General features: G+C 54.4%; 21 protein-coding genes and 1 other RNA gene. 18 read left to right on the forward strand and 4 right to left on the reverse strand.

From position 1 onward, the window contains the following. Window positions 1-108 precede the first annotated feature (108 nt). From EI969_RS21190 to EI969_RS21270, 17 genes are all read left to right on the forward strand, one after another. On the forward strand, window positions 109-933 hold the full coding sequence (locus EI969_RS21190; protein WP_160389483.1) for a (Fe-S)-binding protein: 825 nt from the start codon (window positions 109-111) through the stop codon (window positions 931-933). After that, the gene (locus tag EI969_RS21195; protein ID WP_160389484.1) at window positions 930-2,384 is read left to right on the forward strand and encodes a LutB/LldF family L-lactate oxidation iron-sulfur protein; all 1,455 of its coding nucleotides are present in this window, start codon (window positions 930-932) and stop codon (window positions 2,382-2,384) included. Before EI969_RS21190 ends, EI969_RS21195 begins: the two co-directional genes overlap by 4 nt. After that, window positions 2,384-3,055 (forward strand): lactate utilization protein, encoded by a 672-nt coding sequence (locus EI969_RS21200; RefSeq protein WP_160389485.1) that lies wholly within the window; start codon window positions 2,384-2,386, stop codon window positions 3,053-3,055. Before EI969_RS21195 ends, EI969_RS21200 begins: the two co-directional genes overlap by 1 nt. Then, complete coding sequence (locus EI969_RS21205) at window positions 3,052-5,862, forward strand: FAD-binding and (Fe-S)-binding domain-containing protein (RefSeq protein ID WP_160389486.1); 2,811 nt, start codon at window positions 3,052-3,054, stop codon at window positions 5,860-5,862. The genes EI969_RS21200 and EI969_RS21205 overlap by 4 nt, the downstream gene beginning before the upstream one ends. A gap of 200 nt (window positions 5,863-6,062) precedes the next feature. Next, complete coding sequence (locus EI969_RS21210) at window positions 6,063-6,335, forward strand: hypothetical protein (protein WP_160389487.1); 273 nt, start codon at window positions 6,063-6,065, stop codon at window positions 6,333-6,335. A 212-nt stretch (window positions 6,336-6,547) separates the two neighbouring features. After that, window positions 6,548-6,826, forward strand: a complete 279-nt coding sequence (locus EI969_RS21215) for a hypothetical protein (protein WP_160389488.1) — start codon at window positions 6,548-6,550, stop codon at window positions 6,824-6,826. Between the two features lie 94 nt (window positions 6,827-6,920). Then, window positions 6,921-7,314, forward strand: a transfer-messenger RNA (tmRNA) gene (ssrA, locus tag EI969_RS21220). Window positions 7,315-7,483: 169 nt separating this feature from the next. After that, window positions 7,484-8,719: a tyrosine-type recombinase/integrase gene (locus tag EI969_RS21225; RefSeq protein ID WP_160389489.1), complete on the forward strand. Its 1,236-nt coding sequence runs from the start codon at window positions 7,484-7,486 to the stop codon at window positions 8,717-8,719. Between the two features lie 243 nt (window positions 8,720-8,962). Next, window positions 8,963-9,883, forward strand: a complete 921-nt coding sequence (locus EI969_RS21230; protein ID WP_160389490.1) for a hypothetical protein — start codon at window positions 8,963-8,965, stop codon at window positions 9,881-9,883. A gap of 78 nt (window positions 9,884-9,961) precedes the next feature. Then, a complete protein-coding gene (locus EI969_RS21235) occupies window positions 9,962-10,228 on the forward strand; it encodes an AlpA family transcriptional regulator (RefSeq protein WP_160389491.1) in 267 nt (88 codons plus the stop codon). Beyond that, the gene (locus EI969_RS21240) at window positions 10,225-10,833 is read left to right on the forward strand and encodes a hypothetical protein (protein ID WP_160389492.1); all 609 of its coding nucleotides are present in this window, start codon (window positions 10,225-10,227) and stop codon (window positions 10,831-10,833) included. The genes EI969_RS21235 and EI969_RS21240 overlap by 4 nt, the downstream gene beginning before the upstream one ends. Further along, a complete protein-coding gene (locus EI969_RS21245) occupies window positions 10,830-11,171 on the forward strand; it encodes a hypothetical protein (protein ID WP_160389493.1) in 342 nt (113 codons plus the stop codon). The genes EI969_RS21240 and EI969_RS21245 overlap by 4 nt, the downstream gene beginning before the upstream one ends. Before the next feature lie 529 nt (window positions 11,172-11,700). Beyond that, window positions 11,701-11,982 carry a hypothetical protein gene (locus EI969_RS21250; protein ID WP_160389494.1) on the forward strand — a complete coding sequence of 94 codons (282 nt, stop codon included), beginning with the start codon at window positions 11,701-11,703 and terminating at the stop codon, window positions 11,980-11,982. Beyond that, window positions 11,979-12,263 carry a DUF3077 domain-containing protein gene (locus tag EI969_RS21255; RefSeq protein ID WP_160389495.1) on the forward strand — a complete coding sequence of 95 codons (285 nt, stop codon included), beginning with the start codon at window positions 11,979-11,981 and terminating at the stop codon, window positions 12,261-12,263. The genes EI969_RS21250 and EI969_RS21255 overlap by 4 nt, the downstream gene beginning before the upstream one ends. Then, window positions 12,260-15,151, forward strand: a complete 2,892-nt coding sequence (locus EI969_RS21260; RefSeq protein WP_160389496.1) for a DUF927 domain-containing protein — start codon at window positions 12,260-12,262, stop codon at window positions 15,149-15,151. Before EI969_RS21255 ends, EI969_RS21260 begins: the two co-directional genes overlap by 4 nt. 86 nt (window positions 15,152-15,237) lie before the next feature. Continuing rightward, window positions 15,238-16,080, forward strand: coding sequence for a chromosome segregation protein SMC (locus EI969_RS21265; RefSeq protein ID WP_160389497.1), 843 nt, complete (start codon window positions 15,238-15,240; stop codon window positions 16,078-16,080). Window positions 16,081-16,143: 63 nt separating this feature from the next. Then, complete coding sequence (locus EI969_RS21270) at window positions 16,144-16,329, forward strand: hypothetical protein (RefSeq protein WP_160389498.1); 186 nt, start codon at window positions 16,144-16,146, stop codon at window positions 16,327-16,329. A 232-nt stretch (window positions 16,330-16,561) separates the two neighbouring features. Here the strand turns inward: EI969_RS21270 and EI969_RS21275 are convergent, their stop codons facing one another. The 4 genes from EI969_RS21275 to EI969_RS21290 all read right to left on the reverse strand — a co-directional run bounded on the left by EI969_RS21275 (window position 16,562) and on the right by EI969_RS21290 (window position 21,936). Next, on the reverse strand, window positions 16,562-18,145 hold the full coding sequence (locus EI969_RS21275; RefSeq protein WP_160389499.1) for a hypothetical protein: 1,584 nt from the start codon (window positions 18,143-18,145) through the stop codon (window positions 16,562-16,564). Window positions 18,146-18,255: 110 nt separating this feature from the next. Continuing rightward, complete coding sequence (locus tag EI969_RS21280; RefSeq protein WP_160389500.1) at window positions 18,256-20,166, reverse strand: caspase family protein; 1,911 nt, start codon at window positions 20,164-20,166, stop codon at window positions 18,256-18,258. Beyond that, window positions 20,166-20,780, reverse strand: a complete 615-nt coding sequence (locus EI969_RS21285; protein ID WP_160389501.1) for a hypothetical protein — start codon at window positions 20,778-20,780, stop codon at window positions 20,166-20,168. The genes EI969_RS21280 and EI969_RS21285 overlap by 1 nt, the downstream gene beginning before the upstream one ends. Window positions 20,781-20,958: 178 nt before the next feature. Next, window positions 20,959-21,936, reverse strand: a complete 978-nt coding sequence (locus EI969_RS21290; protein ID WP_160389502.1) for a toll/interleukin-1 receptor domain-containing protein — start codon at window positions 21,934-21,936, stop codon at window positions 20,959-20,961. Between the two features lie 1,222 nt (window positions 21,937-23,158). On the opposite strand from EI969_RS21290, the gene EI969_RS21295 reads away from it, so the two are divergent. Then, on the forward strand, window positions 23,159-24,316 hold the full coding sequence (locus EI969_RS21295) for a TIR domain-containing protein (protein ID WP_160389503.1): 1,158 nt from the start codon (window positions 23,159-23,161) through the stop codon (window positions 24,314-24,316). Window positions 24,317-24,581 lie beyond the last annotated feature (265 nt).

Below are 24,581 nucleotides of genomic sequence, written 5' to 3' on the forward strand. Positions count from 1 at the left end.
CCGGCGTCCACAATCCACACCCCGGTCTGTAAGGCTGCTGAAAGCTTCCGGCTCTATATTCAGCAGCCTCGACAGACGAATAACCGGGACCACCCGGAGACACGCCTGATGAGCGAGCTTTTTTACAACGCCGTGCCGAATGCGACCCGTGTCGCCCCGCCACTGCCCGAACCTCGGCAATACCCCAGCGAGAAACCGTCACGGGTCTACCTGTTCGGGACCTGCGTGGTCGATTTGTTCTACCCCGAAGCCGGGATGGATGCGATCCACCTGCTGGAGCGCGAAGGCATTCGTGTCGAATACCCGCAAGGGCAGAGCTGCTGCGGGCAACCAGCCTACACCTCGGGTTACACCGAGCAGGCACGGACCGTGGCGCGCTCGCAACTGGCGCTGTTTGCCGGTGACTATCCGGTGGTGGTGCCCTCAGGCTCTTGCGCGGGCATGCTGCGCGAACATTACGCCGACTTGTTCAAGGACGAGCCGGACACGTTGAAACAGGTTCAGGCCCTGGCGGCGAGAACCTTTGAGCTGGCCGAGTTCCTGTTGTTTGTCTGCAAGGTGCAGCTGAAAGACAGCGGCGAGCCGGTGAAAGTGGCGCTGCACACCTCGTGTTCGGCACGCCGCGAAATGAACACCCACCTGCACGGCCGCGAGTTGTTGGCGCAGTTGAGCAATGTGGAGCGGGTCGATCACGATCACGAAAGTGAGTGCTGTGGCTTTGGCGGGACATTCAGCGTCCGTATGCCAGACATTTCCGGCGCGATGGTGGCGGACAAGACCCGGGCGTTGAAGGAATCCGGCGCACACAAGGTATTGAGTGCCGACTGCGGCTGCTTGATGAACATCAACGGCTCGCTGGAAAAACAGCAGGAAGCGTTGCGCGGTCAGCATCTGGCCAGCTTCCTCTGGCAGCGTACCGGAGGTGCCCGATGAGCACTTCTGCGATTATTCCTACGGTTGCCGTAGAAGAAGATTTCCGCACCCGCGCCCACAACGCGCTGGGTGACGCGCAATTGCGAGGCAACTTTCGCAAGGCGATGGATTCACTGATGAGCAAAAGGGCAGCGGCGTTCAGCGATGCCCATGAAAGAGAACACTTGCGCGCACTGGGCAATGCAGTCCGTGCCCGCACACTCTCCAAGTTGCCCGACCTGCTCGAGCAACTGGAACAGAACCTGACCCGCAACGGTGTGACAGTGCACTGGGCGGAAACGGTGGACGAAGCCAATGGCATCGTCCTCTCGATCATCCGCGCTCACGAGGGGCGGCAAGTGATCAAGGGCAAATCGATGGTCAGCGAAGAAATGGAGATGAATCATTTCCTCGCTGATCGGGGCATTGAATGCCTGGAATCGGACATGGGCGAGTACATCGTCCAGCTCGACCACGAGAAGCCTTCACACATAATCATGCCGGCAATCCACAAGAATGCCGGTCAGGTCGCGTCCTTGTTCCACGACAAACTTGGCGTGGAATACACCAAGGACGTTGACCAACTCATTCAGATCGGTCGCAAGGTCTTGCGACAGAAATTCTTCGAAGCGGACATCGGCGTCTCCGGCGTCAACTTCGCCGTGGCCGAAACCGGCACCCTGCTGCTGGTGGAAAACGAAGGCAACGGCCGCATGACCACCACGGTGCCACCCGTGCACATCGCCGTCACCGGTATCGAAAAAATCGTGGAAAACCTGCGCGACGTGGTGCCGCTCTTGTCGCTGTTGACCCGTTCGGCCCTGGGCATTCCGATCACCACCTACGTCAACATGATCTCGGGCCCGCGCAAGGAACATGAACTCGACGGCCCGCAGGAAGTGCACCTGGTATTGCTCGACAATGGTCGCAGCCAGGCCTTTGCCGACAGCGAATTGCGCCAGACCCTGAACTGCATCCGCTGCGGCGCCTGTATGAATCATTGTCCGGTGTACACCCGAATCGGCGGCCATGCCTATGGGGAGGTTTACCCCGGCCCTATCGGAAAAATCGTCACCCCGCACATGGTCGGCCTGGCGAAAGTTCCGGATCATCCGAGCGCCTCTTCGCTGTGCGGAGCCTGCGGCGAAGTCTGCCCGGTGAAAATCCCGATCCCTGCGTTGATACGGCGCCTGCGCGAAGAAAACGTCAAGGCCCCCGACAGCCCCCATCAAGTGATGCGCGGCCAGGGCAGCAAGTATTCGCGCAAGGAGCGGTTCATCTGGAACGCCTGGGCGAAGCTCAACAGTTCCCCGACGCTGTATCGCCTGTTCGGCTTCTTCGCCACCCGCTTGCGTGCCCTCACGCCGAGCAATGTCGGGCCGTGGACGCAAAACCACAGCGCACCAAAACCCGCTGCCCGCTCACTGCATGACATGGCCCGCGAGCATTTGGCCAAACAGGGAGACCGCTGATGAGCGCCAAGCAAAATATCCTCGCCAAGCTGCGTAAAAGTCTGACAGGCACCACACCAGTGGCCGACAACTTCGATGTCGATCTGGTGACTCAGCCTTACACCTATGCACCCGAACAGCGCATCCCGCAGTTGCGCAAATTGATGGAAGCGGTGCACACGGAAATCCATCTGACGTCCGGCACAGAATGGCCGGTGCTACTCGCGCAATTGCTGCGCGAGCGCCAGTTGCCAAGCCTGCTGATCGCACCGACAACACCCCACGGTCAACGCATCACACAGCACTGGGCGAAGAATCCCGATCTGCCGGTGCTCAAGGCCTACGATCGTCCGGCTGAAGAATGGAAAGCCGAGCTGTTCAACGATACCCCGGCAAGCCTGACCGGCACCCTCGGCGCCATCGCGGCAACCGGCAGCCTGATTATCTGGCCGACTCGCGAAGAGCCGCGCTTGATGAGCCTCGCGCCACCGGTGCATTTCGCCCTGCTCAAGGCCAGTGAAATCCGCGACAACTTCTATCAGGTGCAACAGGAGTTCGAATGGGCGCAAGGCATGCCGACCAACGCGTTGCTGGTGTCCGGCCCGTCGAAGACCGCCGACATCGAACAGGTCCTGGCCTACGGCGCCCATGGTCCGAAAGACCTGGTGGTGCTGATTCTGGAGGACCAATGACTCTACCGGCCGCTTTCCTGCGTGATGCACAGCAACTGATTCCACAGGAGCGACGATTCGACGACCCGCTGTCGACCCTGGCCTTCGGCACCGATGCCAGTTTCTATCGGTTGATTCCGCAGCTGGTGATCCGCGTCGAGTCCGAAGACGAAGTGGTGGCGCTGCTGCAACTGGCGCAGCGCGACCAAGTCCCGGTGACGTTCCGCGCCGCTGGCACCAGCCTCTCTGGGCAGGCCATCAGCGATTCGGTTTTGATCGTGCTTGGAGATAACTGGAACGCGCGCGAGATTCGCGGGCAAGGCACGCAGATTCGCCTGCAACCGGGCGTGATCGGTGCCCAGGCCAACGCCTGGCTGGCACCGTTCGGACGCAAGATCGGCCCGGACCCGGCCTCGATCAACGCCTGCAAGATCGGTGGCATCGTCGCCAACAACGCCAGCGGCATGTGCTGCGGCACGGCGCAAAACACCTATCACACTCTGGCCGGCATTCGTCTGGTGCTGGCTGACGGCAGTCGTCTGGACACTGAAGATGCCGCCAGCGTCGCAGCGTTTCGCCAAAGCCACGCCGCCCTGCTGGAGCGCTTGGCAACCCTGGGGCGCGAGACCCGCGCCAACGCCGAACTGGCTGCGAGAATTCGCCACAAATACCGTCTGAAAAATACCACCGGCCTGTCGCTCAATGCCCTGGTGGATTTCGACGAGCCTGTGGATATCTTGAGCCATTTGCTGGTGGGCTCCGAGGGCACGCTCGGGTTCATCAGTGCCGTGACCTACGACACCGTGATCGACCACCCGAACAAGGCCTCGGCCCTGATCGTGTTCCCGGATGTCGAGACCTGCTGCAACGCGGTCAGTGTATTGAAAAGCCAACCGGTGTCGGCCGTGGAACTGCTGGACCGGCGCAGCCTGCGCTCAGTGCAGGACAAACCCGGCATGCCCGCTTTCGTACAGCACTTGTCGAATAATGCCTGTGCACTGTTGATCGAATCCCGCGCGGCGTCGTCCACCCTCCTGCACGAACAGCTGGTGCAGATCATGACGTCCCTGCAGGCGTTCCCGGTAGAAAAACAGGTCGACTTCACCGAGGACCCACAGGAAAACGCCCGTCTCTGGGCCATCCGCAAAGACACCTTCCCGGCCGTCGGCGCGGTTCGCAAGACCGGTACCACGGTGATCATCGAAGACGTCACCTTCCCGGTCGAACAACTGGCCATCGGCGTCAACCGCCTGATCGAGCTGTTCGACAAACATCACTACGACGAAGCGATCCTTTTCGGACACGCCCTGGAAGGCAATCTGCACTTCGTCTTCACCCAAGGCTTCAACAACCCGGAGGAAGTCGCACGCTATCAGGCGTTCATGGACGACGTGGCGCAGCTGGTGGCGGTGGAGTTTGGTGGGTCGCTGAAAGCCGAACACGGCACCGGGCGCAACATGGCACCCTTTGTTGAACTGGAATGGGGCAGCGATGCCTACCAGTTGATGTGGCAACTCAAGCGCCTGCTCGATCCCAACGGCATCCTCAATCCGGATGTGGTGCTCAGCGAAGATCCACAGATCCACCTCAAGCACCTCAAGCCCTTGCCGGCCGCCGACGAGATTGTCGACAAGTGCATCGAATGCGGCTTCTGCGAACCGGTCTGCCCGTCGAAAGGCCTGACCTTGAGCCCACGCCAACGTATCGTGATCTGGCGCGACATTCAGGCGAAGAAACGCGCAGGCATCGAAACCTCCGAACTCGAAATCGCCTACGACTATCAGGGCATCGATACCTGCGCCGCCACCGGCCTCTGCGCACAACGCTGCCCTGTAGGCATCAATACCGGCGAGTTGGTGAAAAAGCTGCGCGGTCGCAAGGCAACGCATACGAAAACCGCCAACTGGCTTGAAGGAAATTTCGCCACGGCACTGCAAGGAGCGCGTTTTACCCTGCACGTCGCCAACGGTGCACGGATGTTGTTGGGCGCGCCTCGCCTGGCAAAACTCTCGGCGACGCTGACGAAGCTGTCCAAGGGTCAGGTCCCGCAGTGGACCAACGCCATGCCCCAACCTGAAAGGCCGATTCGCTTCAGCCCGGCGATCAACGATGAGCGCCCGCGGGTGGTGTACCTGGCCGCGTGCGTGTCGCGGGCCATGGGGCCGGCAGCAGGCGACAAGGAACAAATGTCGCTCTACGACAAGACCCGAAGCCTGCTGGAAAAGGCCGGTTACCAAGTAGTCTTCCCGGACAATCTGGACAACCTCTGTTGCGGCCAGCCATTCGCCTCCAAAGGCTACGCCGAACAAGCCGAACACAAACGCCAGGAATTGATTGGCGCCTTGCTGCAAGCCAGCCGCGGCGGACTCGATCCGGTCTACTGCGACACCAGCCCATGCACCTTGCGTCTGACTCAGGACCTGGGTGAAAGCCGTCTGGACCTGTACGACCCGGTGCGCTTCATTCGTACGCACTTGATGGATCGCCTCGACTTCACACCGCAGGAAGCGCCGATTGCGGTGCACGTCACTTGCAGCACGCAGCACCTGGGCGAAAGTCAGGCGCTGATCGATCTGGCGCGAAAATGCAGCAAAAACGTGGTCATTCCTGAAGGCATTCACTGCTGCGGCTTCGCCGGCGACAAGGGCTTCACCACGCCGCAATTGAATGCCCATTCGCTGCGCACGCTCAAGGACGCGGTGCAACAATGCAGCGAAGGCATCTCCACCAGCCGCACCTGTGAGATCGGTCTGACGCAACATGGCGGCATTGACTACCACGGACTAGTCTATCTGGTGGACCGCGTTACCCAGGCTAGGGTGCCCTGATAGCAGGATCTACAGGAAGGTGCATAGTTGTGCCTTCCTTGACGCTACTTTCGGAATCGACAGCTCTACAGTAAAAAACAGAACCCTGACGTGCCGCCGCAGTCCACTGATCAAGTCCCGCCAATGCGGGACCTTCCCAAAACTCGGTAGACCGATTTGATGGCCAGCAATGCCTGGTCCTTCAGTTCAAGGAGAAACACATGAATCGTTCTGTGCTGTTAGGTTTGTTCGTTGCTGCTTCCATCATGGCTTCCACCTCGTATGCTGCAGAGGACCTTTGCGCGGTCAACCTGAAAACCATCGAAAACGGCAAGGCACAGATTCCTCCGGAAATGACTGACCAGGTAAAGGCCTCCGTCGAGCAAGCCAAAGCCGACCAGGCAAAAGGCACCAAGGAAGGCATTGATGATTGCGTCGCCGAGACCAACGACATCATCAAGGCCGTCACTGACTCGAAAAAAGGCGGGAAGTAACTCAGCCCAAGCCCTGTTGGCGCGGCAGCCGGGATTTCCAAGCCCGGCTGTTTCCAATACGAAGCAAACCAAAACCCGCCAGTTGCGGGTTTTGTTGCATCCGGGATCTGGAAATGTGTAACCGTGCGCAGAGCGGCAGTTTCCTGAAAAAACGAATTCTTGCGTTGAATCGGGGTCTTTGAAACATGCCCCATCCGTTCAAGGAGACATCCATGAAACGTACCGCACTCGCAGGTCTGTTCATTTCTGCCGCCATGTTGGCCTCTCCTGTATTTGCCGCGGACAACAACCTTTGCACGAGCAAGCTGCAAGAGCTCAAAGGCAAAGTGAATGGCCTGCCGGCGACCGCCGGAAACACCGCCATGGAGATCAAGCGATTGATGTCCAGCGCCGAAGCCTCACAAGCCTCCGGAGACGACACTAAATGCGTCACCGAGGCCACCCAGGCATTGGCCCTCGCAGACAAACAGAGCCACGAACCCACCCCATGATCCGTGGCGGTCAACCTTCGGGTTGGCCTTCCGGCTCGCGTTGGCGTACACTGTGCAGGCTTGTTGCTCACTTGATTCACAGAGCAACAAGCTCGGGGCCGTTTAGGATTCGACGCCGGTTGCGAAACTTTAGGTGCATGCCGAGTTGGTAACAGAACTCGTAAATCCACTGTTGCAACTTCTTATAGTTGCCAATGACGAAACCTACGGGGAATACGCTCTCGCTGCGTAAGCAGCCTTAGCCCTTCCCTTCTGGTACCTTCGGGTCCAGCAATCATCAGGGGATGTCTGTAAACCCAAAGTGATTGTCATATAGAACAGAATCGCCGTGCAGTACGTTGTGGACGAAGCGGCTAAAACTTACACAACTCGCCCAAAGCACCCTGCCCGTCGGGTCGCTGAGGGTTAACTTAATAGACACGGCTACGCATGTAGTACCGACAGCGGAGTACTGGCGGACGGGGGTTCAAATCCCCCCGGCTCCACCAAATAGTAGTCTAGACCTGTCTCAGACAGTCTACGAAACACCCCAAGAAGCCCGCCCTGTGCGGGCTTTCTTGTTTCTGGCTATCCACCCTTGTCCACCCCTATATCTTCACGCCATGTATCCCCTTGTGTATCCTCGCACTAGATTTGAACTGAAGGGATACACATCGAATGAAGCGTGCCGATATCAAGCGCCGCCCTCTCTCGGATACCACATTGCTCGGCTTGGAACCTGATGCCAAGGAGTATCGAGAGCATGATGGCAACGGCCTGTATTTCCGCGTGAAGCCTGATGGCCAAAAGTCCTGGCAGTTGCGCTACAAAACTCCGGCAGGCAAATGGAGCTGGCTGGGGCTCGGGGGATATCCTGAAGTTGGGGGCTCCCTAGCAAGAAAAAAGGCGACCGAACTCCGCGGTGATGCTGCGGAGGGCAAAAACCCTATTGCGACCAAGAAAGTTCGCAAAGCCGCCGAAATCGAAGCGGCTAACAACACCTTCGAAGCTTTGGCACGAGAGTGGTTTACAGCTCGTCGCAAGAACTGGGAGGAAGGCACGGCCGTTAGAGTCATAGGGGCTCTAGAGCTCCATGTGTTTCCAGTTTTCGGCAAGCGCATCTACACCGAGATCCTTCCTCTCGAATGGATGGATTTTCTGCGAGGTATGGAGCAGAAAGGAATTCTGGAACAAATGAGCCGGGTACGTGGATTTTGCAAAGAAATCTACGATCTGGCCCGCGTCACCGGTCGGGCTGTGCATAACCCGCTCGAAGGACTGCACAAGTTCTTACAGACCCGTGCAGCAGAAAACTATGCGCACGTAACGAATGAAGAATTGCCCGCACTGCTTCGTGCAATCACCTCATATCCACATGCAAAGGACGTTCGTTTGGGTCTACGTCTTCTTGCTCTTGTGGCGGCTCGCCCCTCAGAGCTACGCGAAGCAAAATGGACTGAATTCGATTTCGATAAAAAGCTATGGACGATCCCTGCAGAACGCATGAAGAAACGTAGGGAACATCTGGTGCCACTTTCCCGACAAGCTATCGAAGCGCTCAAGGAATTACACACGTTGAGCGGCGCCTACCCGCTGCTCTTCCCTGGGCGTAATGACCGCACAAAACCACGCAGCAACACCGTATTTCTGATGGCTCTGCGACGTCTAGGTTACGAAGGTCGGCAAACAGGTCACGGTTTCCGCCACATCGCTAGCACCACACTGAATGAAAACGGCTTCGAGGAGAATCATGTAGAAGCTCAGCTTTCACACGTCAAAGATGGAGTTGCTGGTGTTTACAACAAGGCGATTTATCTCAAGCAACGAACGTCAATGATGCAATGGTATGCCGACTACCTCGATGGTCTAGAGCATGGAAATGTCGTGCAAGGCCAATTTGGAAAGGTGGTATGAGGCTCCTCACCCACCCTCCCAAAAAAAACGGTGTAACGCGTGTTACAGGTGTAACGAAACTCTATAACTCATTGAATATAAACAGCTTATCTCATGCCACACGAAGAAATGGTCAGCGCTACACGACGTGTTACGTGGTTGAATCGTGTAACAACATTTGCCCAGCCACCTCACTGTTGGTCGAGGAGGACCGTGTCGTGAACCGCTGCATCCATGACGCCAAGCGGGGCCAAGGGGCGGTGAATGGACGATGAGAGCATGCCGATTGGCCGCCTAGAGATTGCTGGCTTCGATGTCAGTAATTTGCTGTGGGAACTAGACGACATCGAACAGGCCGTGCGTGAATTAGCGTTGTATTCGCCGTTTCGAGAGTATTTCAAAGAGGCGCTGGAGCTGGCCAATTACGCCACCTCATTCTGGCTTGAGGATGGCCGTTATCCTGATCGAGCAGGGTCGGTGGTCGCTACGATGTTTCGACTCCGCGACGAGATCGAGGAACATGCCAGCTACGCCGATGCAGCCTCACTGCCGAGTGTCATACGACGGTTTCATAGCATTGATCACGACGCTGCGGACTCGCAACTCGTGGCGACTTACACCCTTGTGCAGAGCATTCAAGCCGTTCAAGTTCTCGCCAACTGGCTCTTTGAAACGGAACTCTACGTCTTCGACCTGGACGCAGACCTCATAGCCCAAATGCAAGCGACAGATCCTAAGAAATATTGCGCACTGGCCGAAAAGGAGCGACTAAAGGATCCAGGCGGGGAAATTGACGCTCGTGAATCCTTCCGCACATTCATGGGCGATGCCGACAAGGCGATCATGCTGGCGAGCCTCTACAGACAAGTTGAGGACATCGACGTATCGAAGGGTAACTTCAATGTGGCCAGCTTTCTAAACGAGGCGCTGAGTAAAGCGTTTTCCGCCAATGCCTCGCAAAGAGGCGCGGCAGCGGGTAAGGCCAATAGGAAGCCGGAGTCGGTAAAGCAGCAGAATGCAGCGGATCTCCGCGAGCGCGTTTGCAAGGCAGCTGATCGTCACATTTTGGCCAATCCTACTATTTCAGAGCGGGAGCTGAAAAAAGCATTGGTCGAACAGGAGGGCATAGCGTCTGAGCCTACCGTGAAAAAATACCTGATCTTGAGTGGATACTTACCTCGATAAATTTCAATAAAAGCAAACCGTGTTTGCTTTTTTTCCCCTCTCTAGTCTGTGCCTGTCTCTCACCATATAGGCACGACTATGACCTCTTCCATCCAAGCAATTAATACCAAATCCCCAGCTCGCGACCCCGCAACAACCCTCATTCGTATCAACGAAGTCATTGCGATGGTCGGCCTTGCTCGCCCCACCATCTACAAGCTCATGCAGCGCCCTGACTGCAACTTTCCCCTGCCCGTCAAATTGAGCAACAGCAACGCGCGCGGCGCCCCTGTCGCCTGGGTTCTTTCCGAAGTGCAGGCATGGACACGCAGCCGCATCGAGGCGCGCGACCAGGTGGCCGCATGAAGCGCAATTACTGCCCTTTTAAGGGGCCTTTTCTCGACTCCTACAGCATCGGATTTCGCCTCTATCAGGTGGGGGCAATCAACTGGCGCCACCGCACCATCGCGGGTGTGAGCTGGAACGGGGAAGAACAAGAAGCCTTCTTTTTCAACCCTGATGGCCTGGTTCTTCCGCTTAAACCCAATCCGTGGGAATTGCCTGAGCTGATCCGCAAAAACGCGGTACGCAGGGAGTTTTCCAGCATCCACGGTACGGGCCATTTCGCAATGAAAGAGGGCCGCCGCACCGCCCTGAAATCGCTGGGTATGACCGACTGGGTCACGTACTGGCTGGTCGATCAATCGGCTGGATTCGCGAATGATCCGGCGGTATGGCGACGCATCACCGAGCAGGATCTTGCCGAGGAAAAGACCGCTAGCGAACGCCTGCACCGTGAAATGAAGTTGACCTCGGATCTGACCAGCTATGTGGACGAATGCCTGGCACAGCAGCGCGAACTGCTCGCTATAAAACATCGCCGGCGGTGCATTGAAGACAGCAAAATTTTGGCTTGGCTCAAAGGTGAAACACCTCCGCCGTTGTTTGCCAATGTTCAGGAGGCCGCATGACCCCGATCTTTCTCCCCCATCAAGCATTGGATGTTGTCGGCGCTCTTCGCGAGCCTTTGCCTTCTAGCGCAGAGATCAAGGGTCGCCAGCGCTTGCTTACCCTGCGCGATCAGGCGATCTCGGCGGGCGCTCAGGTGCTGATCGTGCTGTGGCAGAACCTGGAATGGACGCTGTTAGCGGTTCAGCCGCCACCAGACGTGGTTATTCACGACGCTCGCCAGGTGATCCCCAACCTGCTGCGCAATCCCGAAGCGCTACTGCAGATGCGGCAAAGGTCTCGTCAAGGGAGCCACTTGCAATGGCTCACCCTCGCCCGCCCTGTCACTACTCAGCACTAACGAAAACGCCCCCGGGAGCGATCCGGAGGCGTTGAGGTAAATCTACATGCCAACACAATTTATGTCGCATCGAAAAAATGCGCAAGATCTCCGCACGGTTGCACTTTTAAAAACACGGCGTTACTCTCTGGCCGTCGCTGCAAAATCAGCGATCGGGTTTGGCGACCCGAGTTTAAGAAGGCGCACAGGCGCCCCCATTACGATTGCAGGCGCTTTTTTTGTGCTCGCATTCCCGTTTTATGGTGGCTGTGCGTGGGAGACCTTCGGGTCTGCCGGGTTCCTTCTTACCCGGTTCGCCAACCTGCGCACAGCTGCCACCCCAATTCGTTTGGCGACGAACCGTGGCAGTTCCTACTTAAGAAGGAGCTCCACCCATGCACGCCCTCAATCCGTCCAAAATTCGCGCCACTGCCCATCGTGCTATGGCTCTCGCCGCTTTACACGCCAATTCCAGCCTCGCTACTCGTCTCACCCGTTACAACGCTCACATGGCCAAAGCCCGCGCTCTCGAAGCCGCAGGCGGTGCCCAATGAACAAGGCCCTGAATTTCGCTCTACCCGAGGATTTGCTTTGCGTCCATAAAGACGCCGAAGCCGGTGTACCGATTGATGCTCTCACCTGTGCAGTGGATCGAGCCAACTCTGTGCTCTTGCTTCTTGAAGATCAGTTCGAGTGCGACGGGCCACGTTTGGCTAACCACGTCATCGCGGCGGCCCTGTGGGACGTTCGAGGAACCCTGGGACTTATCCGCACCCTTGCCTTACACGCGGACAACTCCACTCGGCCAACCAAAAATGGAGGCGCCCAATGAGCCCTTCCATGTTGATCAATACCGTTGGTGGCGCCACCTTTGCCAAGTGCAACGCTCAGAACCAGCCGCTGTTTCGTATCAACGCCGGTATTTCCTGCGAAGAAGCACTCGAACAAGCGTCTCTACTCATGGACTGCGTGAACAAGCTCACCTTTCTGAGCGGCATGGGGAATGACAGTGACGCGATGATCTGGGCTTCGCATTATTTAGGTGAGATGGCGAAGGCGATCATCGATGACGTTACCAGTGGGTTGCAACTGGCCCAAGGCGGTGGTGTATGAATACCTCCACATCTCATGCCCGTCGCCCTACGTTCGCCCAAGTCAAAGCCGTTGCGTTACAGAGCATTGATCGCGTGCTTGCTCACTGGTTACCGAACGGCAAACGCGTGGACGGCGGCAAGGAGTACACGGCTCCCAATCCGACCCGCGCCGACAAGCGCGCCGGCTCTCTCAAGGTCAACTTGAGCAAAGGCACCTGGGCGGATTTTGCCACCGGCGACAAAGGCGGCGACCTGATCGATCTAGTGCGCTATCTCGACGGTGGTACCGACGTCGAAGCCTGCAACAAGCTGGCCGAACTGCTGCGCGTTACCGCTGGGGCGGCTGAATCGAAACCGAGCCCCAGCAAAAGCAAAACACCGGAATGGCTCGCCATTCAACCGATTCCCGCCGAGGTCATGAGCAAGTGCCCGGCCAAACACCGGCAACACGGCGCACCGTCTAAAGTCTGGATTTACCGCGACGCTCTGAGCCAGCCAGTCATGGTGCTCTACCGCTTCGATTTGGGTCCGGATGAAGACGGCAAGCCACGCAAAGTATTTGCACCGTTGACCTGGTGCCAACGTGCCGACGGTCAAACGCGGCAATGGCGTTGGCAAGGCTTACTGGAGCCGCGTCCACTGCTGCGACTGGATGAACTAGCGCAACGCGCAGAAGCTCCGGTCATTCTGTGCGAAGGCGAAAAGGCCGCCGACGCCGCGACGGAGCTGCTGCCCGGCTACGTGGCCACGTGCTGGCCGAACGGCTCGAACTCCTGGCACAAAGCTGATCTGACACCGCTCAAAGGTCGGTCCGTGGTGTTGTGGCCCGACAACGATGCCAGTGGTAAAAGCTGCATGGACGCCGTCTCCAAACAACTGCACCAGCTCGGCGCCGCGTCGGTGCACGTGATCGCCTTGGACGTCTTCAAACGCAAACCCACGCTCAAGAATGACCAACCGAGCTTTGCCAAGGGTGGTCAATGGGATGACGGTGACGACGCGGCCGATGCCCAAGCCAAAGGTTGGACGACGGCGCATTTCGCCGAGCTGGAACGCAGCGGCGAACTGCTCGGTGCTGAGCCGGAGAAAGCACCGGCCGAATCACCTGAAGCCAAAGCCAAGCCGGCGACCAAACGCGCCGCGAAACCTAAAAACGATCTGCTGCCCGGCGGCTTTCGCCTGACAGCAGAAGGCGTGTTTTATTCCGGTGACGATGGCGAGGCTCGCCCGGTGTGCTCGCCACTGGAGATCCTGGCGCGCACCCGTGATGCACAGGGCCATAACTGGGGCTTGCTGGTCGAGTTCGACGATCCCGATGGGGCGAAAAAGCGCTGGAACATCCCGGCGCGAACCATGACCGGTGACTTCGGCAAAGACGTGCTCGGACCACTCGTGGACATGGGCCTGCGCCTGGCCGGCAGTCGCTCCGGTCGCAATGCCCGCAACGACCTACAGAGCTACCTCGGCGGCTTCGACAGTGCCCAGCGCGCGCGACTGGTCACTCGTCTGGGCTGGCACGACAGCGCCTTCCTGCTGCCCGAACAACAGGTCGGCTCGCACGTTGAACACCTGCACTTTTATGAGGCCGGCGCCCAACTTCCACCCATCAGCGAAGCCGGCACCCTAGAGCAATGGCAAGAGCAGATCGGCGCCTTGTGCATCGGTAATCACCGCTTGGCGTTTGTGGCCAGCGTCGCGTTTGCCGGTCCACTGCTGCACATGCTCGGCCATGAGTCGGGCGGCTTTCACCTCTACGGTGACAGCTCAGGCGGCAAGACCACGCACCTGCAAGTGGCCGCCTCGATCTACGGTGGACCGCGCCTGGTGCGCTCTTGGCGCTCGACGGATAACGCCTTGGAATCCATTGCGGCCGCGCATTCGGACGGGCTTCTGGTGTTGGATGAAATCGGTATGTGCGACCCGCGCATCATCGGCGAAACGGTGTACATGCTCGGTAACGGCACCGGCAAGGCTCGCGCCAACGATCGAGGTCAAGCAGGCCGACAGGTGCAGGAGTGGCGTTTGCTGTTTCTCTCAACTGGCGAGAAGACGTTGGCGCAGCACATGGCCGAAGCCAACAAGGAACTGAAAGCAGGCATGGAAATGCGGATGCTCGCGGTGCCGGCGGACGCCAGTAAAGGCCTGGGCATGTTCGATGTGCTGAACGGCTTTGAAGATGCCACCGCCCTCTGCGATGCACTCAAGGCACGGGTGGCCAAATACTACGGCACACCATTGACCGCCTTCTTATCAGCCCTGTGTGAGCCCGGCAAACGACACGGTTGGCCGGCGATCCTGCGCCACACCCTGGAGGGCTTTATCGCCAAAGCGTTGCCGGCGTCGGCCAGTGGTCAAGCGCATCGTGCTGCAGCCCGGTTTGGACTGGCTGCCGCTGCCGGCGAGCTGGCCACCGCGATGGGGATTACCGGTTGGCCGGACGGCACCGCCACCACCGCAGCTCGGGTGTGCCTCAGTGCTTGGATGAATGAGCGCGGCGGCGCCGGGAACCTTGAAGGGGATGCGATCTTGGCAAGGTTGCGCCAGATCATCGAACGCTTCGGTGAAAGCCGTTTCACCCGCTGGGAGTCGGCCGCCGCAAAGATCGATGAGCACGGTCCGCGCACCATTGACCGTCTGGGGTTTCGCAAAACGCTGGAGCATGGCCTCGGTGATGCGTTGCACACCACCAACACCTACTACGTGTTGCCCGAAGCATGGCGCTCGGAAGTGTTCAAGGGCATGAACATCAACGCCGTGAACAAGGAGCTGATACGCCGTGGCGTTCTTGAACCGGGGCCAGATGGCAAAGCCTCCTGCGCCGTCCGTTTGCCCGGCCTGGGTACTCAGCGGTGCTACGTAGTGAAAACCGTAGCGGGAATGGATGAAAGCGAGGCACAGGCCGCCTGACCGTGAGCCTGCTGACTGAGGTAGAGCCGGCTTAATCGGCCTCGCCAGCCACTGTGAACCCCACCCCAATAATCAGGACACAACTTATGAACCGAATTGAACAACTGAAAGATACTCGCGCCAAATTGACCATTGAAATGGAAGCCATCAAAAGCGAACTACCCCCGTTTGAGGCTGCACTCGATAGCGAAGACGTCATTAATCACGGTCGTGAGAGCGACGTTAGGCATGAAATCAGCAGTCGAAAATTAAAGATCGACTCGCTGGTTGATCAGATTTTCCGGCTGGATCAGAAGTTGGACCACCTGGAGAAGTTGGCCAACCGAGAAAGCTTGATGGAGGGCTATATTGCCGAGATGGCGAATTGGATGGCGGACGAACTGGAACTCAACGCTAAACGCCACAGCCTCAGCACTCGCCTGGAGGAAATTCGTCAGCAAGCGCAGGAAGATATGTCCAGCGCACGGCAGGCTGAGACCCAGGCTGCTACCGCTTACGCACAGGCTGTGGCTTGGGGAGATACCGATGGCGAAAAAGCAGCCAGCACCGACGCTCAGAAAGCCGCGAAAAACCTCACGACCGCGACCGAACAACATCGCCGCCAACTCTTGATCATCACTGCATTGGAGCAAGAGCTGGCCATCGTAGACAGTCACATCAGCGAGGCTCAGGTAGAGCACCAAAAAATTGAGCACACCGCCTTGCGGCTAGCTCACGACACCCTGGAGGAAACGTGGAATGAAGCCGCTCAAGCGCTGCTGGATGTGGGCGGTAAGCTTTACGCCGCAGCTCGGTTGATAGGCCGCGACCCGGTGTCCTTAATGAAGCTCGACATTCCCGAGCAGGGTGAAAACTTCGGCAGTTGGAGGTGGAGCGAACTGGCGGACCGTGGCCGCCAGCATCGCACGCGCGATCTGCTCTCGCTGTAACTACCGACTCCCTGAAACAGCCTGCTTTCGCGGGCTGTTTAAATCACTCCAAGGATCGAAGCCATGAACGCAGCGCTACAAAACAGCTCATCCCAATCTGACACGCTCAAAGCCAGACAAGCCCACCTGACCGATCTACTCAAGCTAGTGGATACTAAAATCGGAAAAAACACGGCAATGCAGAAACTCACCATCACTGCGATAAAGGCAGAAATGGGGCTAATTGAGCAAAAGCTGAAAAAATATTGATGACGTTAACGGAAGCTCGCGAAAGCTTCCGTTGCAATCAAATTCGGAAGGAAACTACCGACCAAAAGCAGTCGTTCGAAGTATGTAATATAAGGGAAATAGTCAAATTGAATTTCGAAGTTATAAAATGTAAGTTTACAACAAGGAGCGCATTACGCTTTTTTAGGGCTCGATTACATTCCTCTGGCTGATTTCCGCCAGCCACCACTGACAATAATTCATCAAATCGAAATCATAGATCATTATAACCAGGACTAAGTGCCGTTAGGAGGGAGTCATATTTAACTAGAAAGGCAGACCCGTTTCTTTTCCAGAATTTTGAATTATCAACAATTAACTGCGTAAGTGCCTCTAGCTTTTTATCCATTTCCCCACTAAGTCCTGCCGCCCAAGACCCAGGAATTTTCCCGATGGTCTCTTCAACTACGTGGCCTAACGTGAGCCGACGCGTTTCTGGGTTAGACTGGGCATCGCACGCCGAGTCCAAAAACAAGCCAAGAGGACGACCTTCTGCATTCAACCCATAGGCTAATCCTGCAAAATCCTGAAGTGAAAGATAACTAATTCTGTCCATCTGAATTGGTAAGCTGCCGTACTTCTCCGTGAGCCGGCTTACTAAATCAGTATCTATGTACTCCGAAATATACTTTCCACCAAAAACATAATGATCACCAAATGTTACAACTAGCAATCGATAGCTACAGCCATCAAAATCCTTTATTTTTGATAAGCCATCAGCGACAGATTGACCTTGATGAATTGCTTTGATATAGCTTGATTCCAAAAGACCTTTCAGCAATTTTGCATCAGCGGTACATTTCATTAAATCCGTAGGTTCAATTGCCTTGCACTCAATCAAAGTAACTCGATCTTCCTCTCTCACTATAAAATCGACCAGCTTACCTTTTAAGCCTTGCCCTCTCAAAATCGTGCTCAATTCACTTTCAGCGATTACTTTATCAAAGTTCATTTCATTAAGAATCTCCCCCACCCTCAACTCCATATCATTCCCGAATTTATCTTTAAAAGCAGGAAATTCTTTTTTTAAAACGACGGGAGCCAAAGCACATAATGCAGTTATGCAGAACTTTGAGTTAAATGCCACAAGACAACCTTCCTCCAACAGGAATGGAATATATTTGAATGGGGTTTCTTGGAAATACTCGCTTTCGTATATACCTCCTAAATCATGGAGCTCCATAAAACTTGGAATGGCGTCAGCTTCGCAGCTAGCGAGTCGTATGAAAGCTAAAACATGAGCATAAGGTATTCCTGGGGAAAGATAGAACAGAATTTCAGATATTGGCATTTTTACAACACCACCTTGTTGTTTATCCAGCCGAGTAACGATGAACATTGCTATCTTCAGGTAGCTATCTAGACTTAATCCAAAAAACCTTACAAACAATTCGTCATAATAATTATCTGAGCGGCTTAGTATAGACCCCTGAACAATCAGTTCGCGCATACCACTTGTAGTGGTTTTCTGATATAACAATTGGGATAAAATCATAGCCCTTAATTTCAATTCCAAGCTACCGACTTCCAAGGCCGCCGCAGCACTTTGCAAATGAAAAATTTCGTTAGCAATCCTGTGGAATTCTGCTGTACTAATCTCTTTGTTACCAGCCTCCCCCAATACAGCCAATTTCAGCATAAACATGACAATCCAGGGCATTTTCCCTGCTTCGGGCGTGTGGTCTGCTACTCTCATGCCTAAATATTCAAGTGAATGACTTAGCACAGACTCGCGAGTATAGCGAGCCAGCTGTTCTTTTATAGAACTGATACCAATTGAATACTTGTTAAAATTCATACGTTACTCAACTTACAGTTAGTAGTCCCGAATCTTTGCACGGGTGCACTTGCGCACTGAGCCCCATACAAAATAATAGTGACGCTTTTCCACTTAAGCATCTATTAAATTTAATCTAATGGCGTACCCATAAACAAAAACCAAGGGACTCTATTCGGAAACAAGAACGCTGAACAAAGCGCACCGATCTTAACTTCCGGAAGTTTCAGCGACACATCCAAAGCTAACTGAGGCAAACATGATGTACGCCATCTAGATACCAAATCTTTCACTTCCCAAACACCATGCCCTATCTGGAAGACGTGATTGAGGCCGTTTTCGATGCAAGGTAGAGAAAATTGTGTATGATCATTCGGTATGAACACATGGAGGTGCGAGTGATCTAAAAGTTCAAGATTGTAGTTAATCAAATCTTGTAGAGAAAGCACCTCACCCATTAATAAAACGAACGCTAAGGATTCAGAAGGATGGCTACTGAACTTCCTTTGTGTTTCTAGATCATTACATGCTCGCGCACGCAGATAGCCTAATACATTGTTAGGCGGTAGATCAGCCCTCGCAAGCGCACCGTCATTTTCTATAAGGGCGTTATAAAGCGAGCTAATTATCTGCTCGCAAATTTCAGTATTTCCACTCTCATTTGCAGTGAGCAGATACGCCGCCAAGAACGGTGTTTCAGACTCAGACATTCCTGTTGCGGAAGCCGCGTAATGATCAGAAATGTATTGCCCAAACTTAACACCAAGTTTTTTAATCTCAGCGATCTCCAGGCTGTATTGTTTTGCGATGTATAGCGCTGCGCCGATCCAACCTAATATTCTTGTTATTCTCTGAGGCAGATAAAATAAATCAGGTATGCCGTGTCGACAGAGGCTCTTAGGATTTGTTTCTAGGGCTGCCAATACGCTTACCAATACGTCGTGCAGCTCAAAAAAAAGATCTTTCGCAAGATTACGTACGCAGACTGCCGAATTTAAATCACGCGGCACAGATGGAAGAAGAAGCGATATGCACGTTGCCGTAAACTCAATATGAGCGAAGGAATTCGTCTGTTTTCTAACTGAATCCTCCAAAGAGCGCCAGACACTCTCGATAAACGTTGCCGCAGCACCAGGTATCTTCTCAAGGTGTTCCATGCTCTGGAACATTTTCTCATATAGCTTTTCAGGAGTGAGTTCCGATGCAGGAGCGAACATCAGGCCTAGGAGCTCCGACGATCTGTTCCCAATCACCACACCAGCGGCTGATGTAGGCGATATCCCAGTAATTTGTAAAAGCGAATTAGGTGTTCTATCGACCGCATGAGGATTTCCGAATACTGGCATAGGACCATATAGGTTCATACCCCAGACCGATGGGAGTTGTTTTCCAGCGCTGGTGACTGCTACGTATTGAGCAGCTGCTCGGCCTATGTCCAAGAGGTCTAAAAATGGAGCCCTTGATCCTGTATCAATTTCACCACGTAAAATCCGCAATATCGCAGTTGTTCCCCATCCGCCAGCGTTATCTTCCGAAGCAGCTTGATCAGAAGCCGAGGAAACAAAAATTGATACGCCGCAACTTCTTGCCTTTCCAATTACCTCCGGCTTGAGGAGCGTCCCCATGTCAGAAATCATACCACCAGCTTCGCAAGCATCAATAATCAAGTTGCAGTGCGCGGCTTTTATTTCATTGATAAATTCGAATAAATGACTAAGCGCCAGCCCTGTCGTTGACATTCTATCGTTGCGCGTATCACACAAGCAAAGATAATAAGTCCCGTTGACGACCCCTCCATGTCCTGCAAAAAATATTGTTAAACTTTCTATTTCCTCGAAACGATCCTGTAAATCTTCTAGAGTTGCCCTAATGTCATTTAACGAAGGAGAGAGCACTAGAAATGAGTGTTCTGGCTTTATACAACTCAACGTACTTTCGGTCAGCTCTGAATGGATTTTTTTTGCGTCAACTTCCGCTCCCGTAAGCTTGCCAAGACTCAGATATTCGTTGCAACCGATGCTAAGTAGAACTCGCTTCGACATTATTGCGGCTCCTTAACGAACTTGGCCTTTCGCGCTGCTTCTTTCTCAAGGGCTTCGGCAGATTTCCTCTCTTTTATTTCGGCAACTTTATCTCCGAACTCGATTGAATTCATCGTTTCGTCACGCTTAAACGCTTCTATTGCTGCGGTTCCTGCATGTATTTCAGGCATTGATACGTTTCCATTTCGATCGACGCCAAACTCAATTTTTTCAAGCATTTCGACGAACGCTCTCGCAGGCTCCTTGCCCCCATTGACCACATTTCCATACTTGTCGCAGGTGTCTGAAATTGTGGCGTACAAACTCCTTATAAACGTCTCTGCCATCTCGCTTGATAGTTCATTCAGCGTATTTTCTAAAACTTCAAAACGCCGCAGCATTATGTCTTCAAATTGAATGTTCATTTCATGCTGGTGGCGTTCCAGCTCCGAAATCTGGACAGGATCAAAGCTTTGATGAGATTGCCATGATCTGCCATGAAGGAATCGTTGGACATTTCTAGGATCAACATACGCATGCTGCGATTTTCGCAATTGCTTTATGACTTCTTGGCCAAACTCCTGCATAACCAAGCCTGCCTCGGAGTCAAACGGAAAAGGATGCTGATCCATCATAATTGCGGTCCTTTATGGCTTGCGATTTCAGTGAGCGAAACGAAAACTACCGATGAGATTAGCGCTCGTCGGAAGGAATAACCACTAGGGCGGAATCTTTAATCAGGCTGCCGAAATAAAAAAGGGGGGCGGGTCATTAGTCCAACGCCTGTCTAGCCTCAAATCGCATTAGCGACAACTATTGGTCAGCAGTGGCCTCTGCAGCATCCAGTAGCTGCGTCATAACGTCGAAGCCTTCATAGTCACGGATGAGGTGGCTCACCAAATCATCCGCATCGAAAGTGAATGGCTCGCGAATCTCGACCATCCTAAAGAACCTAGAGGCCAGTAGCGTGCCTCCCGTGTTCAGCAGCACCTGTTCCCTTTTGCCAGTTAGTTGTGGGAAGAATGCCGACATCACAGCGGTACCCAGAGGGCGCATCTCTGTCGAGATTTGGACGTACTCCCAATGCCAGCGTCCCTCAGTAGGGCAGAATGTTGGTTCATCGTCGTCGAGCAAATAATTCCAGCTACTGCTCTCCCACATCCATAGTGGCGGTTTCAGCAGGTAAGGCGCTGCATCATCGGGCCGCACCGTCACCTCATGATTCCGGCCACTGCCCCAGATCGTCAATGGACGTTGCTTAAGAAAGTTGAGGGCTCTCCGCCTCAAGTGGAAGACTGCCCACCGATCGTTAATGTCGCGTTGCAACTGCGCCTGGCTCAACCCCTCTGCCATTCCCAAGACTGTCATCCCTATATCGAGGTTCAGACTGTGCAAGGGTTGTAGGTTCAGATGGAGGCGACCAACTAGAGGGGCCGGGAGGCGTTCTGCGCAGCCGGATTCCAGAATCAGTGGAACAATCCTGACCCCAGGCTTGTCGGCGATCTGCGCCAACAGACGTAGCTCTTCGTACAAGCCCGATCCAATTCGCTGAGCCGCCTCCAGATAGTCCTCATCACATAAGCACAGGACGAGGAGCGGTCGTCTTGCTAGAGCTTTATCAATGATGCGTTCGACTAGTTCGCCGAATGCCATGGTGTCACGATCCCAAAAGACGTCGTGCTTCCAACTTAGGCTGGCAACAATGCCCTGCCGAACCCACTCCTTTTTTTTGAATCCTGTGCCCCAGGCGTACGAGATGAAGATAGAGTCGCCTTTCTCTGCTGTTGTCATGTGTCCTATCCGTTGGGCTGTCGGTTCGAGCAGGCAAGTCACCGTTCAATGGACTGGCCTGACCATAACGAGGTAAGCATCAATAAAGCGGACCCTACATGGAATGATCGAAGCAGGCGAGCCACTGATGTAACAGGCAATCGGTACCCTGAGCTGCTATCACAAAGCAGAAGTCACGGGTAACTCAAGCTAAAACTGCCGTTTGGTAGCGACCCGCGTGGAAAGCAGTTTGTGGTCGAATGCGGCCTACGGTTTACCCAAATTTGTGATCGCTTCTGTAACACCTATTTGGCTTGCAACACCCAGCGGATGAGAAAGGCGTATCGTGTGTGACAGAAATAATATTCAATAAATTCAACTAGTTAATGTCTATCGCAACACCCGCAACACCTGTAACACGTCTTTTCGAGCCCCCACACCCCATCGACGATGGCGCCGCCAGCGAAAGCAATACTGGCGTGGTATCGACTAATGCAGAATTCGGATACTGGCTGCCGAACGCCAGGACGCTTGGGAGGTGCCGCCTGCCAACAACGAACAGGTGAGATGCATCGACGGGGCACCGACATCGCCTGGGACCCTAGGGGTCTCGGTAGGTACGGGGTCGGAAACCCGCGTGATCGTGTTAGCGGAAAAATGCCCAGCTTAGTGAACAGGTGAACTGCTGTTCACCAGTGCATCTGCACTCCGAATTGGAATGACGCCGGGGACCCTGAGCATTTTGGATAGACACGGGGCAAAGAACCCGCAGCATCTTGTTAGCGACTGGGTTTTCTACGTTGGTTGACAGGTTGACGTGGTTGACACCATTTCCAAGGTTGACCGGGCTCAACCGTTCGCTATCAACAACACGATGGCTCACCTTTACCGTTGCGGTAACGATGCCCTTTTCTCTTCAATATACTTTCAATTTCAACGTCGAAATTTCAGTAAGCTCGGGGAACTGTCGCTACCAAGATCTCGCGGGTTTCCGACCCCGTGCTCCTTCGATAACCCTAGGGTCCCCAGCGCTTTTTCGCACCTGATCATCGGTTGGAGGCAACACTCCGTAGACTAATGGCCTATTCCGCCTTTTTTGTACAGGCTGTCCACGACTTCAGCAGCAAAATCCAGATTGTTCGCCATGTTGATGAAACGGTCGCTACAGTTAACACCTCACCGGAGTGTGGTTTGTTAGCGTTACTGGTGATGTCGTTGGGATTGCGTTCATGGGGGAATTACTGTGTCACTGAAGATATTTGTGAGCTACGCGAAGGAAGACCGAGAGCACGCTTTAAGGTACTACGACCTACTCATTCAAGATGGGATGCTTCCCTGGATCGACGTGAAGCACATACTCCCAGGTCAGAACTGGGAAGCAGAGATAGGTAAAGCCTTCCTAGACGCCAACGTGGTCATCCTGTTGCTCAGCAACAAAAGTGTTGATAAACGGGGGTTCGTTCAGAGAGAAGCTAACGACGCTATCGAACGCCTCAGGTACAAGCAGCCAACCGACATCTACGTTCTCCCGCTGCTGATTGAGCCGTGCGATGTCCCTAGCCACATCGCTGGACGCCTTCAATACGTTGATCTCAGTACACCTGGGGCGTGGGAGCAGGTTAAAGCCTCTCTCCAACTGGCGGCTGAACAGCAATCGATTGAGCTCGCTCAAGGCATAAATGCTGGTCCGTTTAAAATATTCTCTGAGAAACTCGAAGATCATTGGGAAGGCGCGCCAGGTCATGACATCAGAATTGAATATCCGCGCTTCGAGTCCACAGCTCGTCACGCAGCGGCTAAGGAACTGACGCTTTTCTTCGGTGGTCGAGCCACGCATGCATTAATTGAATCAAGGCAAAAGCCTTGGGATCAGCAGCCTGATCTATTTCCAGAGGCTAGTGGATTCAGAGCAACGAATGGGCGATGGGATGGCTATGGAATCGTCCATGCAACCGATAAGCTCTTAAGCCTAACGTATGAGGTCAGTTGGTACGGAGCCGGTGCGGCACATCCAAACTCACACTTTGAGACCTACAACTTTTCGATGCCTGAGCGGCTTCAACTCTTGAGCCTTGATGACTTTTTCAGTAGCAGGGAAGCCGCCGTACAACGCATCAGCGAGCTATGTATCGCCGAGTTGTGCCGAGAGTATTGGAGGAGGTTTAGTGAAAAGCCTGATGAACACCAGCTCAATTGGTTCAACGAGGGTGCAGGCACGAAAACCGAAAACTTCAGGAGATTTACTGTCAGCGCAGATCATTTCACATTCTTGTTCGCGCCATACGAAGTGAGCTCCTACGCATGCGGTGTATGGAGCGTAGATGTTTCCTTCTATGACCTTCTCGAGTTTTTGAAGCCGGACGGCCCTCACCTGCTCGCGGCACAGCAAACGTATACATAGGCTCACCAGGTATCGATAGCATCGTCGACCTCACTCAGTATTCGTCACCATAAGAGGTCGACGAAGGAATTAAGCTCGCGAGAAAACGGAAGCAGAACTGAGCACGCTGTATCCCTACTTGTATCCCTTAAAATATGAACCCTAGCCAAACCTAGTAAACACAGGAGCATTACAGCCGAGTTCAAACGACCCCGGCCCACCAATCGAAGCTGACAAAGCCCGCCTTGTGCGGGCTTTGTCGTTTCTGGCTGTATCGCAAGTCCCA

The organism is Pseudomonas sp. PB101, from assembly GCF_009764265.1.
GTDB lineage: Bacteria > Pseudomonadota > Gammaproteobacteria > Pseudomonadales > Pseudomonadaceae > Aquipseudomonas.